The sequence below is a fragment of the Kroppenstedtia guangzhouensis genome, from assembly GCF_014637345.1.
Classification (GTDB): domain Bacteria; phylum Bacillota; class Bacilli; order Thermoactinomycetales; family DSM-45169; genus Kroppenstedtia; species Kroppenstedtia guangzhouensis.
The window spans coordinates 60,366-76,038 of record NZ_BMEX01000009.1; the positions used below are offsets into that span (position 1 = coordinate 60,366).

15 protein-coding genes are annotated in these 15,673 nt (G+C 51.1%); 13 read left to right on the forward strand and 2 right to left on the reverse strand.

From position 1 onward, the window contains the following. The first annotated feature begins 38 nt into the window (after positions 1 to 38). The 13 genes from cyoE (IEV46_RS12320) (at position 39) to IEV46_RS12380 (ending at position 14,105) form a co-directional block, all read left to right on the forward strand. Positions 39 to 980 (forward strand): heme o synthase, encoded by a 942-nt coding sequence (gene cyoE, locus IEV46_RS12320; protein ID WP_188432855.1) that lies wholly within the window; start codon positions 39 to 41, stop codon positions 978 to 980. 127 nt (positions 981 to 1,107) lie between these two features. Continuing rightward, positions 1,108 to 2,127, forward strand: coding sequence for a cytochrome c oxidase subunit II (coxB, locus tag IEV46_RS12325; RefSeq protein ID WP_188432856.1), 1,020 nt, complete (start codon positions 1,108 to 1,110; stop codon positions 2,125 to 2,127). A 140-nt stretch (positions 2,128 to 2,267) separates the two neighbouring features. Beyond that, positions 2,268 to 4,109 (forward strand): cytochrome c oxidase subunit I, encoded by a 1,842-nt coding sequence (gene ctaD, locus IEV46_RS12330; protein ID WP_229736084.1) that lies wholly within the window; start codon positions 2,268 to 2,270, stop codon positions 4,107 to 4,109. Then, entirely contained in the window at positions 4,109 to 4,738 is a 630-nt protein-coding gene (locus tag IEV46_RS12335; RefSeq protein WP_188432857.1) for a cytochrome (ubi)quinol oxidase subunit III, read from the forward strand. Before ctaD (IEV46_RS12330) ends, IEV46_RS12335 begins: the two co-directional genes overlap by 1 nt. Before the next feature lie 3 nt (positions 4,739 to 4,741). After that, positions 4,742 to 5,047 carry a cytochrome C oxidase subunit IV family protein gene (locus IEV46_RS12340; RefSeq protein ID WP_188432858.1) on the forward strand — a complete coding sequence of 102 codons (306 nt, stop codon included), beginning with the start codon at positions 4,742 to 4,744 and terminating at the stop codon, positions 5,045 to 5,047. 251 nt (positions 5,048 to 5,298) lie between these two features. Next, the gene (locus tag IEV46_RS12345) at positions 5,299 to 6,327 is read left to right on the forward strand and encodes an NAD-dependent epimerase/dehydratase family protein (RefSeq protein ID WP_188432859.1); all 1,029 of its coding nucleotides are present in this window, start codon (positions 5,299 to 5,301) and stop codon (positions 6,325 to 6,327) included. A 536-nt stretch (positions 6,328 to 6,863) separates the two neighbouring features. Beyond that, complete coding sequence (locus tag IEV46_RS12350) at positions 6,864 to 7,739, forward strand: sulfite exporter TauE/SafE family protein (protein ID WP_188432860.1); 876 nt, start codon at positions 6,864 to 6,866, stop codon at positions 7,737 to 7,739. A 166-nt stretch (positions 7,740 to 7,905) separates the two neighbouring features. Then, a complete protein-coding gene (cyoE, locus tag IEV46_RS12355) occupies positions 7,906 to 8,847 on the forward strand; it encodes a heme o synthase (protein ID WP_188432861.1) in 942 nt (313 codons plus the stop codon). A 51-nt stretch (positions 8,848 to 8,898) separates the two neighbouring features. Continuing rightward, on the forward strand, positions 8,899 to 9,912 hold the full coding sequence (coxB, locus tag IEV46_RS12360) for a cytochrome c oxidase subunit II (RefSeq protein ID WP_188432862.1): 1,014 nt from the start codon (positions 8,899 to 8,901) through the stop codon (positions 9,910 to 9,912). 118 nt (positions 9,913 to 10,030) lie between these two features. Then, positions 10,031 to 11,854 (forward strand): cytochrome c oxidase subunit I, encoded by a 1,824-nt coding sequence (ctaD, locus tag IEV46_RS12365; RefSeq protein WP_188432888.1) that lies wholly within the window; start codon positions 10,031 to 10,033, stop codon positions 11,852 to 11,854. Then, positions 11,854 to 12,480 carry a cytochrome c oxidase subunit 3 gene (locus IEV46_RS12370; RefSeq protein WP_188432863.1) on the forward strand — a complete coding sequence of 209 codons (627 nt, stop codon included), beginning with the start codon at positions 11,854 to 11,856 and terminating at the stop codon, positions 12,478 to 12,480. Before ctaD (IEV46_RS12365) ends, IEV46_RS12370 begins: the two co-directional genes overlap by 1 nt. Before the next feature lie 24 nt (positions 12,481 to 12,504). Beyond that, positions 12,505 to 13,383, forward strand: a complete 879-nt coding sequence (locus IEV46_RS12375; RefSeq protein ID WP_188432864.1) for a cytochrome c oxidase assembly protein — start codon at positions 12,505 to 12,507, stop codon at positions 13,381 to 13,383. A 155-nt stretch (positions 13,384 to 13,538) separates the two neighbouring features. Next, positions 13,539 to 14,105 (forward strand): class I SAM-dependent methyltransferase, encoded by a 567-nt coding sequence (locus IEV46_RS12380; protein ID WP_188432865.1) that lies wholly within the window; start codon positions 13,539 to 13,541, stop codon positions 14,103 to 14,105. A 498-nt stretch (positions 14,106 to 14,603) separates the two neighbouring features. Here IEV46_RS12380 and IEV46_RS12385 read toward each other — a convergent pair whose 3' ends face one another. Both IEV46_RS12385 and IEV46_RS12390 read right to left on the reverse strand, forming a co-directional pair. Further along, on the reverse strand, positions 14,604 to 15,137 hold the full coding sequence (locus tag IEV46_RS12385; protein ID WP_188432866.1) for a hypothetical protein: 534 nt from the start codon (positions 15,135 to 15,137) through the stop codon (positions 14,604 to 14,606). Positions 15,138 to 15,191: 54 nt separating this feature from the next. Then, on the reverse strand, positions 15,192 to 15,542 hold the full coding sequence (locus tag IEV46_RS12390; protein WP_188432867.1) for an HIT family protein: 351 nt from the start codon (positions 15,540 to 15,542) through the stop codon (positions 15,192 to 15,194). Positions 15,543 to 15,673: the final 131 nt, after the last annotated feature.

Genomic DNA, 15,673 nt, shown 5'->3' on the forward strand with positions numbered 1-15,673 from the left:
AAATACAGTGGGCCCGATCCATAGAAAGGAGGGGTACCGTGGAACGACCCATGATTCAACAGACCTCGGGCAGGCTTTTAGCTGAAGAGCCCCGTTCGGAGGCGGGGATGACCAAAGCCACCTGGAGGGATTATTGGGTTTTAACCAAACCAGGGATCAATGCCTCCAATCTGATGGCGGTGTTCACTGGTTTTTGGCTAGCCGGTTTTCAATCATTCCAGTTTAGTCTCTTGTTGGCCACCTTGTTGGGGACGGCGCTGGTCATCGCCGGAGGGTGTACGGTCAACAATTACATTGATCGTGACATCGATCCGCTCATGAACCGGACTCGTAACCGTCCTGTGGCCGCGGGAAGAATTCAGCCATCATCCGCTTTCTGGATGGGAGCGCTTTTGGGGATGGCCGGTGTGGCCGTTCTGGTGATTCTGGTGAACCCGCTTTCGGCGATACTAGCGGCGGTCGGTTTTTTTGTCTACGTTCTTATATACTCCGTTTGGACGAAACGGACAACGATCTGGAATACAGTGGTTGGCAGTATCTCCGGGGCCATCCCACCCATGATCGGTTGGACGGCGGTGCAAGGAACATTGGACTTTCCCGCCTGGGTGCTGTTTTTGTTCATGTTTGTCTGGCAACCGGCCCATTTCTACGCTTTGGCGATGATGAAAGTCGATGATTACCGGACGGCGGGAATTCCCATGTGGCCGGTGGTGAAGGGCCTTGCTGACACCCGGCGGCAAATATTGCTGTTTGTGATTCTGATGCTTCCTGCGTCACTCTTGTTGTTCGGGACAGGCGTGGTGAGCTGGTTGTATCTCAGTATGGCGATCCTTCTCGGCGGCGCGTGGCTCTACAAGGCAATCGCCGGTTGGTCTTCCCAGGATGACGAAGATTGGGCCCGAAGGATGTTCCTCTTTTCGCTTCTGTACTTGACGATGATGCAGGTGGCAATGATCATCGACCCGATCCTGTTCAGGTGAGGTGGTCGTGAAGGCTTGTCAGTATGTCCAACAGTCGCCTGGATCATGTATAGACCAGCGGCGTTGTTTTGATATAGAGAGTGGTCGGTCTGATCGATTTGATGAGAGAAAGCGGGGTTAAACGGGTATGAGTCGAGGGAAACGTTTGACGCTTCTTTTAGCCGTTTTTGCGGTATTTGCCCTGGTGTTGACCGGATGTGAAGAGCCGGCGAAATCCGTCTTTGATCCTAAAGGCAGTGCCGGTGAGAAAAACCTTGATCTGATCATGCTGAGTGTCTACATCATGACTTTCGTCTTTGTGGTTGTCATGGCCATCTATTTCTATGTTTTGATCCGGTATCGTCAAAAACCGGGGGACAACACCATCCCCAAACAGGTTGAAGGCAGTATGAAAATGGAGATGTTTTGGATTATCATTCCGGTCATCCTGCTGGTGATCCTGGCGATTCCCACGTTGACCACCACCTTCACACTGGCGGAGAAGCCTTCCGAGGAGGAAGATGCGTTGCGGGTGAAGGTGACGGCACATCAATATTGGTGGGAGTTCTACTATCCGGATTTGGGGATCAAAACAGCACAGGAGTTGCACATCCCGGCTGGCAAGCGGGTTCACCTGGAACTTACCTCCGATGATGTGGTTCACTCCTTCTGGGTCCCGGAGCTTGGAGGGAAACAGGATATGACTCCCGGTCGGACCAATCACATGTGGTTGGACGCGAAAGAACCGGGTGTCTATGCAGGACGCTGTGCTGAGCTTTGCGGGGCGAGCCACGCTCTGATGAACTTTGAGGTGGTTGCCGATGAGCAAAGTGACTTTGACAAGTGGGTGGCTAAACGGCAAAAACCTTCCTCCGAACCGCGTACAGCCGAGCAGGAAGCCGGTAAAAAAGTGTTCAGCCAAAACTGCATGAGCTGTCATGCCATTGAAGGTACCGAACTGAAAACCAGCGGAGGCAAAGGACCCGACCTGACAGGCTTCGGCGAGCGGCAGAAAGTTGCGGGACTGTTGGAGAACAACGATGAGAACCTGGACAAATGGCTGAAACATCCCGACGAGATTAAGCCTGGCACCTATATGCCGTCCTTTGACTTCCTGAACGAAAAAGATATGAAAAACCTGAAGATATATTTGGAGAGCCTAGAGTGATTGGGCGAAAAGTGCAATCGGTGGAGTTTTTTGCACGGCAGTACTGACTGGAGGAGGGAATCCCTTTGGCTACGATTGTTGTCTTGGTCGTGTTCGCCCTTTTCTTGGGTGCCATTTTGACCGGGGGATACAACAAAGAGTTGAACAACCGTCTCCGTTCCCACTGGTTGTGGGATTGGATCACGACAACAGACCATAAGAAAATTGCCGTTCTGTATTTGCTGGGTGGAACTTTCTTTTTTGTCATCGGCGGAATTGAAGCATTGCTGATGCGAACCCAGCTGTTGTTTCCCAACAACGACTTTATTGTGGGGCGGGAATTTAACGAGCTTCTGAGCATGCACGGCACGAACATGATTTTCTTCGTCGCCATGCCGCTTCTGTTCGCGCTGATGAACGCGGTCATTCCACTTCAGATCGGGGCGCGGGATGTCGCTTTCCCCTTTCTCAACGCACTGGGTTTTTGGCTCTTCTTCTTCGGTGCGTTGCTGATGAACCTGAGCTTGCTGTTCGGTAATTCTCCTGATTCGGGATGGACCAACTACGTTCCCATTGCATCCAATGTTTACAGTGCGGGAACGGGAATTGATTACTATGTGCTGGGGGTCCAAATATCCGGATTTGGTACGTTGATGGGCGGGCTCAACTTTATCGCAACGATCATCAACATGAGGACTCCGGGGATGTCATTTTTGCGGATGCCGCTTTTCACCTGGACTTCCTTTGTCTCTTCCGCTTTGATTCTGTTCGGGTTCCCGCCGCTGACCGCGGGGCTGTTCCTGGTGATGTTTGAACGTATCTTCGGTGCCAACTTCTTTGACGTGGCTGCCGGTGGAAACCCTGTGATTTGGCAGCATCTGTTCTGGATTTTCGGTCACCCGGAAGTCTACATTGTGATTCTGCCTGCATTCGGTATTATGTCCGAAGTGATCTCCACTTTCGCCAAGAAGCGACTCTTCGGTTACAACTCGATGGTGTTTGCCACATTGCTGATCGGTTTCCTCGGATTCATGGTGTGGGCTCACCATATGTTCACCGTTGGGATGGGCCCTGTCGCCAACTCCATCTTTGCGATTGCGACGATGGCCATTGCAGTCCCGACCGGGATCAAGGTGTTTAACTGGCTGTTCACCATGTGGGGTGGGAAGATTCGCTTTACAACAGCCATGCTGTATGCCGTCGGTTTTATTCCCACCTTCGTCATGGGCGGTGTCACCGGAGTGATGCTTGCCTCACCACCGGGAGACTACCAATACCATGACAGCTACTTTGTGGTGGCCCACTTCCATTATGTCTTGATCGGCGGTACCGTGTTCGGTATCTTGGCGGGTTGCTATTACTGGTGGCCCAAGATGTTCGGTTATAAGCTGAACGAAAAGCTGGGCAAGTGGTCGTTCTGGATTTTCTTTATTGGGTTCCACTTGACTTTCTTCATCCAGCACTTCCTCGGTTTTTTCGGAATGCCGCGCCGGGTGTTCACCTATCAACCAGAAGACGGCGTGACCATGATCAACCAGATCAGTACTGTGGGTGCATACATGCAGGCTCTGGGTGTGATTCTCATCGTCGTCAATGTGATTTACAGCTACCGTCACCGGACCCCTGCCGGGAGCGACCCCTGGGATGGCCGTACCCTGGAATGGACGATCCCATCTCCGCCCCCGGTGTACAACTTTGCCCAGTTGCCAAAAGTTCGTGCCTTGGATGCTTTCTGGCATGAGAAGATGCAAGGGAACAAACAAATGGAACCGGCGGAGCCTCTGGGTCCGATCCACATGCCGAACAACAATCATCTGCCTTTCTTGATGTCTCTGGGCATGTTTGTATCCGGTTTGGGTTTTGTCTTCCGCTCTTGGGAAGTGGGAGCCCTTGGCCTGGCCTTCTTCTTCCTGGTCATGTTCCTCCGCTCCTTCGAAAAGGATCATGGCTATCACATTGAAACAGACGAGATCCAACGAATAGAGAAAGGGGCGAATGCGTGATGAGTACAGCCCGGGTTGAGCACACAAACGCTGCGACGGGTCTGTCCCCCCATCCGGAGCGGGCGACCATGGAAGGGCGGAACAAAATCATCGGTTTCTGGCTCTTCCTCGGTGCCGAGACCGTCATGTTCGCCTGTTTCTTCGGAGTCTATCTCGCGTTGCGGAACTCCTCCCTGGATGGCCCGACCACTCAGGAACTGTATCATATCCCGATGGTGGCTGTGTCCACGCTGATTCTGTTGTTCAGCAGCCTGACCAGTGTCCTCGGTGTGGTGGGGATGCAGCAGCATAATTATAAAAAGACGATGTTCTGGTTCGGGGTGACCGTCCTGTTGGGAGCGTCTTTCCTCGCTCTGGAGATCTACGAGTTTTTCGTGTATGTGGGTGAAGGCCACACCTTTACCAGTAGTGCCTTCGGTTCCGCTTTTTACACCTTGCTTGGAACCCATGGGGCTCACGTGTTGTTTGGAGTCTGTTGGATTACGGGTCTCTTGTTCCAAGCCCGGAAACGGGGTTTGACCCAGGAAATGGCCCCCAAGTTCTTTGTGGCCAGCCTCTACTGGCACTTTATCGACGTGGTGTGGGTGTTTATCTTCACCGTTGTCTATCTGATGGGGAAGGTGGGTTAAATCATGGAAGCCAAGGCACAGCAAAGCCAACCCCGGACCGAAAAGCAGGCCGGTGGTTTCAAATATGTCGTCTCTTTCGGATTGATGCTTGTATTGACGGGTCTCGCCTTTGCCGCTGTGGTTATGAACATCGTTCCCCAGCAATGGATCATACCCATGATCCTGGGTCTGGCGACAGTCCAGGTGTTTATGCAACTCTTTTCCTTCATGCATCTGCACTTAAAGAAGGAAGCGACGATTGTATCTTTCATGTTCTCGGGGATCTTTTTTGGTCTGGTTTGTGCCGTGGGAGTGGCCTTCCTCTCCTGAGTCTTCATTCAAAACATCCCTCGTCTGGTGACGAGGGATGTTTTGACATAAGGGGACAACCTGTTTCATGGGAGCTGCTTACACGATCCTCATTCTGATTCATCAGCACGTCTCCTGTGAGGCGTGCTTTTTTATAGGAAAATGGAAAGAGTGATGCAGATGGGAACCCACACGAGTGTGACAGGACACGATATCATATTCCAAAATATAGATAACCAACGCGCCTGTTTTATAGACAGTATCATGATGACATGATAATATTCAATTTGCCACATAACAGATTATTTAGGATTAATAACTTAGGAGGGAAGGTTATGAGTCAACCCACCGCGACTGTTTTCGGAGGATCTGGAGGAATGGGACAGTATGTGGTACGCGAATTGTATAGGAAAGGATATCGGGTACGAGTTGTAGCCAGAAGTGAGGAGAAAATCAAGAAGCGGTTGCACGATGTTGATGTGGAGGTCCTGACCGGAGATGCGATGGATCCTCGACTGACCCGGCGCGCTTGTGAAGATTCTTCTTTGGTATTTCACTCTATTGGATTTCCCTATCTGGAATGGGAAGAGAAGCAATTTCCCGTGATGGAATCCCTTCTAAAAGGGGCATCCGGTGATGGGAGAACATTTGTGTTGGTCCACTCGATTCACTCCTATGGAATTCCCAATACCAATCCTGTCAGCGAAGATCATCCGACCAGACCAAAAACAAAAAAAGGAAAAATACGCTTGAAAATGGAGCAAATGTTGCAAGAAGCACATGATCATGGCGATGTGCAAGGGGTCATCGTACGATTTCCGGATTTTTATGGTCCTCATGCTACAAACAGTTATATGGATTATATCGTTTCCACTGCTTTGAAGAAGAAAAAAATTCACTGGATCGGCCCGTTGGAGGTAAAACGGGAGTACATTTATGTGCCGGATGGTGCAAAAGCCCTAGTTGAATTGGCATTATCGGGCAAAGCGGGTGGCGAGGCTTGGAATATCGGGGGTCAGGAGGTTTCAGGAACAAAAATACTGGATACAATCGGAAAAATCCTAGATAAAGACCTATCTGGCAAGTCCATTCCCAAATGGATGCTTCGGATGATGGGATGGTTTAATCCAGATATGAAGGAAATGGTGGAACTCTTCTATCTCTACGAAGACCGTTTCGTCTTGGACTGTACGAAGTACGAAAAGCGGATGGGTAGAATTCCCGTCACTCCCTTGGATCAAGGAATTCAAGAAACGTTACGTGCTAAGCGGGACTGGGGAAGCTCTGAATTTAATACGTGATCATTCTCTATTTTTTCCTGCGGTAGTTTTTGGTTTTCAAAATATAGTGAAACAACATGGAAAATCCGATACAAGTGCGTATCGTGCTCTTTTAAAGTCACGTAAAAGTGGCCTGCGTTTGAAATCAATGTACGTGTGCCAAGTTTGAACCTCCTCATCAAACTAAACGTTCATTAATTTCTACGTTTCTTCGAGGATCAGGAGCCATTTCAAATACCTCAAAATGTCCATTCTCTTCCACAGGAATCCATGAGTATCCTGTGATACACAGGTCGCTTTGGTAGTATATATGGTTTCTTTTACTACCTATTGCTGTCTATAAATACCCTTCATTGTGACAAGGCATGCCATTGAAAGGAGGCGTGCTTTTTTATATATCGAGGGAAATGGAAAGAGTGATGCAGACGGGAACCCACTCTCCCCCCCAAGCATAAGATGCGTTATCCTGTGAAGCTGACTGAACCCCTGATTTAATCGGTGTTATCAAAAAGGGGTGAGTCCTCCACTATATCGCATCGGGGAGGGAACCAAGGTTTATGCAAAGGCTGATGGTCCTTGCTTTGATCGGATTTGTTGCCCAATTGATCGATGGTGCGCTCGGCATGGCTTACGGTGTTTCTTCCACTTCACTCTTGTTGGCTTATGGGATTGCACCTGCGGTTGCCTCTGCTTCAGTCCACATGGCGGAGCTGGTGACCACTGCCGCATCCGGACTCTCCCATTGGAAGTTTGGCAATATTGACAAGTCAGTTGTCAAGAGATTGATGATTCCCGGTTCCATCGGCGCTTTTTTGGGAGCTTGCTTTCTCAGTTATTTGCCGGGGGAATCCGTAAAGCCATTTATCGCCGCTTTTCTGTTTCTGTTAGGTTTTTTTGTTATTTCCCGTTTTCTGTTTGGAAAAAAACGACCCCGGAGGGTGATCGGGAGGAAGCCTGTGAAATGGATGGCACCCCTCGGCCTGATCGCCGGATTTGCTGATTCCACCGGTGGAGGAGGATGGGGCCCCCTGACTACTCCGATCCTTTTATCCCGGAAAGAGATGGAGCCCCGGAAGGTGATCGGGTCGGTGGATGCTAGTGAATTTGCTGTCGCTCTCTTTGCCACTATGGGGTTTCTCATCTCTCTGGGGTGGAATGAAGTGAACTGGTTATGGGTGGGAATGTTGATGGCCGGAGGGGTCGTGGCCGCTCCGATCGCTGCTTGGTGTGTCCGGGTGGTTCCTTCCTATCTGTTGGGGATACTGGTAGGTGGTCTGATCATTATCACGAACACCCAAACATTGCTGAAATCCTCCGAGCTTTTTGCGGAGTGGAATCAAAGAGTGGTTTACACCTGTTTGGCGGTGTTTTGGGTAATTTGTCTTGGTGTGGCTTTATGGAAGAGAAAAAAAGAGACAGGAATCAACAAATAATCAAGGGAGAAAACTTCGATTCCATCTCCTGAGTCCCCGCAAAGCGGGTTTTTTTTCTTTTCACCCCATTTTTCACATATTCAATCCATATTATTGGAAAGTTAAGCGTGAGTGGAATATCACCCGACGTTCTTCCAGGGACGTCATCGGGAAAGGATGGGAAACCATGGATCAACCCTTCACCACCACTCCGCGCAAGATCCGTCCAGTCAACAGACTGTCCTTCTCGGAAAGGATCCTCTCTTCTGGAAAAGATGTTCTTTCACTGACCAAACCGGGGATCAATCTTTCCAACCTGTTTGCCTGTATGGTGGGGTATTGGCTCGCTTCCGGCGGAATCCCGGAATGGAGGAGTTTGAGTTGGGCCCTGTTGGGGACTGCCTTGGTGGTGGGAGGCAGCTGTGCCTTGAATAACGGAATTGACAGGGATTTCGATCGCAAAATGGAGCGGACCAGGCATCGACCGGTACCTTCCGGAAGAGTCAGCCGGAGAGCAGCCGTTCTGTTGGGCTTGATTTTTGCCGGGGCTGGGGTGTGGTCACTGTCGGTAGGGGTGAATCTCCTGGCGGCCTGGCTGGGAGCGGCCGGATCTTTTCTGTATGTGGTCGTATATACTTTATGGCTGAAGCGGATCTCACACTCCAACACCGTGATCGGCAGTCTGTCCGGGGCGATCCCCCCATTGATCGGGTGGGCGGCTGCAGGTCAAGGCCTCACTTGGCCGGCTTGGATTCTGTTTTTCATCCTGTTTCTGTGGCAACCCCCACACTTTTTTGCTTTGGCTCTGTTGAAAACGGATGACTACCGAAGAGCCGGGATTCCCATGCTTCCGGTGGTGAAGGGGGAACGGAACACCCGCCGACAGATGTTATTCTTTGTCTGTCTTCTACTTCCGGTTTCCCTGTTGTTGGGGAGAAGTGGGACTTTGAGTTGGGGGTATTCGGTGACAGCCTTGGTCTTGGGGGTAAGTTACTTGATCCTGGCGTTGCTTAGGGTCAAGAAGGGGGAGGAGAAACGATGGGCTCGATGGATGTTTCGCTACTCGTTGATCTACCTTACCTTGATCTTGGCGGCGGTTGCGGTTTTTACCGCTCCCTTCTCCGGATGATCGACGGCCTTTCAAAATTACCTTGTGTTGATGAATGGGGAGTGACTCCGAATGAAACGACGCTTACCGGCCTGGTGGCTGTTAACGATTCCCGGTCTGTTGGCCGGATGTGTCAGTCGTAACAATATGTCCGCACTTGATCCCCAGGGTCCGGTCGGAAAATCACAGCTGAATCTGATTTATCTAAGTACAGGGATTATGACCTTTGTCGTGATTGTGGTTGCGGCGATCTACATCTATGTCGTGCTTCGTTATCGGGAACGCCCGGGTGATGAGAAAAAAGGAATCCCGGAACAGGTGGCGGGAAGCAAAAAGTTGGAGATCTTGTGGACGGCGATTCCGGTGTTACTGTTGATCATTCTGGCTGTTCCCACCATCTCTACTACCTTCACTCTTGACAAGAAGCCGGACCCGGAGGAGTCCATCCGGGTCAATGTGATCGGATACCAGTACTGGTGGGGATTTGAGTACCCGGACCACAAAGTTTCCACGTCCAATGAGGTTCATATCCCAGTTGGTAAAAAAGTGGATTTTGTGATGAAATCCCATGATGTAATCCATGCCTTCTGGGTTCCCAGCCTGGGGGGAAAGCAGGATTTGAATCCGGGCAGACAGGACCGGATTGTCCTTCAGGCAGATAAACCGGGGGTTTATGAGGGCAAATGCGCTGAGTTGTGTGGAGCATCACACGCCTTGATGAATTTTCGGGTGATCGCACACAAGCCGGATGATTTTGATCGGTGGATCGCTTCGCAGAGGAAACCCGACTCCACACCCAAAACGGTTCAAGCCAGAGAAGGGAGACGCCTGTTCAATCAGAATTGCATCGGTTGTCATGCTGTGCGGGGAGGCGGATTCAAGGTGGAGGGAAGGACGGGTCCCGAACTGACCGCTTTCAGCGAGCGGACCCGGATTGCCGGTATTCTGCCGAACAATGAGAAGAACCTGAAGGACTGGTTGAGAAATCCCCAAGGGTTCAAACCGGGGAACCGGATGCCGGCCTTTGACCATCTGACGGAAAAGCAATTGGATGCACTATCCGTTTATCTGGAAAGCCTGAAATAAACCAATACAGTAGATCGAAGGAGGGAGTTCCTTGGCCACCCTGATCATCATACTCATTTTGGTTTTGTTCCTCGGGGCTATTCTGACCGGAGGGTACAACAAAAGATTTCTGGAACGGATGCAACAAAGCGATCTGTGGAGTTGGATCACCACAGTGGACCACAAGCGGATCGGGATTCTCTATCTGATTTCTGGCGGCTTCTTTTTCGCCGTGGCGGGGCTGGAGGCGCTTCTGATCCGGATTCAGTTGATGGTCCCCAACAATGCGTTCATTGTGGGGGACACATATAACCAATTGACGACCATGCATGGTACAACCATGCTCTTTCTGGTGGCTCTGCCCATTCTGTTTGCGTTGATGAACTTTATTGTTCCACTGCAGATCGGGGCCCGGGATGTTGCTTTCCCCTTTCTCAACTCCCTGGGTTACTGGCTGTATGTATCCGGTGGGCTGCTTCTCAATCTGAGCTGGATTTTCGGAGGGGCACCTGATGCCGGATGGACCAACTATGCCACCTTGGCCCTGAATGATTACAGTCCGGGCCCCGGGGTCAACTATTATGTGCTCGGTCTGCAAATCTCCGGGATCGGGACATTGATCAGCGCCATCAACTTTATCACCACGATCGTAAATATGCGGGCTCCGGGCATGTCCTATCTGCGCCTGCCGTTGTTCACCTGGACCACATTTGTGACGTCGGCGATCATCATGTTTGCTTTTCCCCCGTTGACGGCGGGATTGTTCATGATGATGTTTGACCGGATCTTCGGCGCCACTTTCTTCTCAACGGCGGGAGGGGGAAATGTTACCGTCTGGGAGCACATCTTCTGGATTTTTGGTCACCCGGAGGTTTACCTGTTGATCCTTCCGGCCTTCGGAGTTTTTTCCGAAGTGATTCCAACCTTCTCCAAAAAGCGGTTGTTTGGATATCACTCCATGGTGTTTGCCGTTGTTCTGATCGGCTTTTTGGGCTTCATGGTATGGTTGCACCATATGTTTACGGTGGGATTGGGACCGGTGGCCAACTCCATCTTTGCCATCTCCACCATGGCCATCGCCGTTCCCACAGGGATCAAGATATTCAACTGGCTGTTCACGATGTGGGGTGGGCGAATCCGATTCACCACAGCGATGCTCTATGCCGCCGGATTTATTGTCACCTTTGTCATGGGAGGAGTGACCGGGGTGATGCTGGCAACGGTTCCGGCTGACCTGCAATTTCATGACACTTACTTTGTGGTGGCCCACTTTCACTATGTCATCATCGGGGGAACTGTGATGGGAATGCTGGCCGGATTCTACTACTGGTGGCCCAAGATGTTCGGCAGGGTTCTCAACGAAAAACTGGGAAAATGGAGCTTCTGGTTCTTCTATCTGGGTATACACCTGGCCTTTTTCCCGCAGCATTTCCTGGGGTTGAACGGCATGCCCCGCAGAGTGTTTACCTTTGAAGCGAACAAAGGATTTGAAACGGGCAATATGGTGAGTACGATCGGGACATTCCTGATGACGATCGGAGTCTTGATTCTACTTTACAACGTGGTTTGGACCCTTCGAAAGGGGAAGCAAGCCGATGCAGATCCCTGGGACGGACGTACCCTGGAGTGGGCGGTTTCCTCTCCGCCCCCGGTCTATAACTTTGCTCAGACTCCCCGGGTGAGGGGGTTGGATGCCTGGTGGCTGGAAAAGGTTCATGGGGACGGCAAGCTGAAGCCGGCGGAACCGCTGGGTCTGATCCACATGCCCTCTCCCTCCCATCTGCCTTTTATCATGGCTGTGGGATTCTTCATCTCCGGGTTCGGGTTCGTGTTTCACAGTTGGCAGGTCGGCGCTTTGGGATTGGTGGTCGTGTTCATTATGATGTATGTCCGTTCCTTCCAGGAGGATCACGGATATCACCTTCAGCCTGATGAATTGAAAGGACAGGGAGTGGACAGCTGATGAAGATTGAAGAGAAGACTGCTTCGGTGGCGGGAGGGATTCCCGCCGAGCCGGAAAAAGCCACATTGGAAGGTAAAAATAAAATCGTGGGATTCTGGTTGTTTCTGGCGGCGGAATCGACCCTGTTTGCGACGGAAATGGGAGCTTATGTTGCCTTGAAGGGATCTCACATGAACGGTCCCGCCTCCCATGAGTTGTTTCAATTGCCGATGGTGGCCATTTCCACCCTGATCCTGTTGGTCAGCAGTTTAACCAGTGTGTTGGGGATCATGAGCATGCATGCCCATGACTCCAAAAAAATGCTGTTCTGGTTTCGGGTGACGATTTTGTTGGGGGCAGCCTTTCTCGTTCTGGAATCCTACGAATTTATGGAGTATGTCCATGCGGGACACATCTTGAGCGGGAGTGCTTTTGCCTCTTCCTTTTACCTGTTGTTGGGAACCCACGGGGCTCACGTGTTGTTCGGTGTTCTGTGGATTTTGGGATTGGTGATTCAGGGAGCCAAAAAAGGAATTACGGTGCACACAGCTCCGAAGTTTTATCTGGCCAGCCTGTACTGGCACTTTATCGATGTGGTCTGGATCTTTATCTTCACGGTGGTTTACCTGATGGGAATGGTTACCTGAAAAAAGGTGGAAGGGGGAAGAGTGATGGATGCTCTGATCGGGGCGATTCTGACTCGGGAATTGTGGAATGTGGGGCTCAACCTGACAATGGTTGCGCTCGGCGGTTGGTATCTGGCGGCAACAGGCCCCCAAAGAAAACCTCAGATCGGTTGGGAGCCGGTTTCCCCGGGAAGAAAAATGCTGTTTCTCACAGGATTGCTTCTCTTTTACCTCGCACTGGGCAGCCCGATGGAGGCGATTGGGCACGAATTGTTCAGTGTTCATATGTTACAACAGTCGATTCTCTATTTGATCGTGCCCCCTCTGATGATCCGGGGAATCCCGGACTGGATGTGGCGCCATTGGCTTCAAAGCTTTCCCTTCAAAAAATGGTCGGTATGGGGTCGTCGCCCTGTGGTTGCGTTGCTTCTTTTCAACGGACTGTTTTCCGTCTACCATCTGCCCCGGGTGTTTGATTTTTTGATGGGGGACGAGCTGTATCAGCTGCTTTCACATGTTGTCTTGTTCCTTGCGGCTGGTTTAATGTGGTGGCCGGTGCTGACTCCCTTGGAAGAGGAAATGGTGTTGCAACCCCTTCGGAAGTTGGCTTATCTCGCATCCGCGGGGATGCTGTTAACTCCGGCTTGTGCGTTGATCATCTTTTCCGATCAGTTGCTGTTTGCTTCCTATGAAGGGGTCCGGCTTTTTCCCGTTCTTTCCCCCCGGAACGATCAGCAACTGGGGGGGGTGACGATGAAGATCATCCAGGAGATCGCTTACGGGGTCGCCATGGGACATGTTTTTTTGCAATGGGTTCGCCGGGAGGGAAAGAAGAATATATACGGTGTGCCCGATGAACCGGTGTCTGTATCATCGGTGGAGTGGAATAGGGGAAACATCGGGGAACGGGGGGATTTGAAATGAAGGTTCAAGAATGATTGGATCATTGTCTTGCGTCGAATCACTGAGTATACCGGCGATAATGGTCGGATTTAAAGTTAAATCATAAGAATTGATCACTTGCTTCATTCAGCATTTCTCCGTATGATGGATCTGTCTTCTGAAGGAGTCTGATTGAGATGAATTCCTTAACTGACCGCCGAAGATTCCTGCTACGGTTTTTTCGATCTCCGCTTCGAATCGGAAGTGTTACTCCCAGTTCCAGGCGACTGGTTCAGGCGATGTTGGAACCCGCACCATGGAATGAGATCCGGACAGCAGTGGAATTGGGTGCGGGAACTGGAGTAGTGACACAGGAGTTGAAACGACGATTACGTCCGGATGCAACCGCTTTCATCTTTGAGAAAGACCCGGTTCTTCAGGTTGAATTGCGCCGGAATTATCCGGAATATCATCATGTTGCGGAGGCGGAGATGATGGGTGCCGCCCTTCAGGGCTGGGATCAGGCCGGAGTGGATGTAATCATTTCTTCACTGCCCTTTACCAATTTTCCGTTGGGTGTCAGAGCCTCCATTCTGGATCAGGTGCGGGATCGGCTGACGACTGACGGGGTGTTTACGGCATATCAGTATACCCCGCAATTGAAAAGAATGTTGGATGAACGGTTTCGTGATGTAAAGGTCAGCTTTGTTCCATGGAACCTTCCTCCTGCCTTCGTTTATATCTGCCGGGGACCGATCCGATGAGGAGGGATGGGTGAAGGAAGTGGATGGGTTGACCCGCTGGATCCCGGAAGTCGTTATGCATTACTATTTTTTATCTGTGGTTGAGGGATCATCGGCTTGCCCATTCCCGATGCAACAGGGTGATGCACGGGTCGCTCGTTTCTTCCACGGGACTGTTGGCACCTGTTCCTTCTGTTCTCGTAACGGAGTGAGCTCCGGGCTCTGACTGGGTTATGTCGTCAGCCGGTGGGTCGGAACACCGGTCCTGAACCGGATCGCCCAAAAGAGGAAGAGAGAGCGGCTGTTAAATGGTCGGAAAATATACTGTAGCCGCACTTATCATGTAGTCCCTTATCTGACGGGATGTGGTCATATATTCTTCCATCTGTATACTGTAAGCGTTGTGAAAAACTTGCTTACAGGGAGGTGGGGCGTCTCTGGCTCGTCAAAATTTGGTACGGAATGTGAAACTCCACCCCGACCGACTTAGAAAGCACTAAACCACACGCCTTGATACTCCTAGTGGAAAAAACCGATCATTTCCCGATCATACAACTCCGTGAACCATTCTCCGGCTTCCAACGTGGACAGACATATTTTTCCTTCGAAAACCGTCAGCTGATTGAGAAACCATGAGATGGATTGCTTGTCCATCTGATCGTAGTGGATACGATCCTGCAGAGTGTAGTCGATCCGGTCCGCACACAGATCGGGAGCGGGTTGTTCCAACAGGGGCCAGCGAGAGAGGTCCAGACGAAGGCCATTCTTTTTTAGAGAGGTAGCGAGAAATTGGGTGGCAGCGTGATCCCGGTAGCAACGGGGATAAATCTTTTCGTAAAATTGGCCATAGCTTTCAAAACCGGCTCCGTGACCAGGATCGTCCAGAACACCTTCCCGGACCAGATGGTACAGATGCTGACGGCAGGTTTCGTCATCGGGAACTTCCGCCAGTGTGAAGAAACGGGCTCCCGGCAGGGAGCGGGCGGATGGAAGACGGGGGTTCAACTCGCAAGGCACGGGGTCCAGGGTCAGGGTTAAATGAAGAAAGCTCATCAAAGTCCTCTCAGTTCCTGTTTTTCGTTGATGGTCGTTGATTATCCTCCTGTTTCAGCAGTAACGGATGCCTTTTCCTGCATGGGGTTCATCTGAGAAGCGCGGGAAGGCATGGAGGTGGGCGTGGGGGACACTTTGGCCCCCGGTCTCTCTGCAATTCCAACCCACATTGTATCCGTCAGGTGAGTACTGTTCATCGATGAGCCGTTTCGCATTCTGAAGAAGAGACTGGGTGGCTGTCCACTCTTCCGGTGTCAAATCAAAGACCGTCTCCCGGTGCCTGCGGGGGATGATGACACCGGAGCTGGTCAGCACCAGTTGGGGCATCTGCAGGAACAGGCAATGCTCGTTTCTCAGGATCACCTGTTGACCGGGAAAGGTCATCGGGTGACAAAAGGGACACATGGGGAATGTCACTCTCCTTATAAACCATAATGGAAGTGAAAGAGATAAGAAAATAGAAAGAACTGGTGGGGGCCCAGACCCAATCTTGGTCTTTGTGAAGTGAGCATTTTTTGAAACGGGTATCGTTCAAC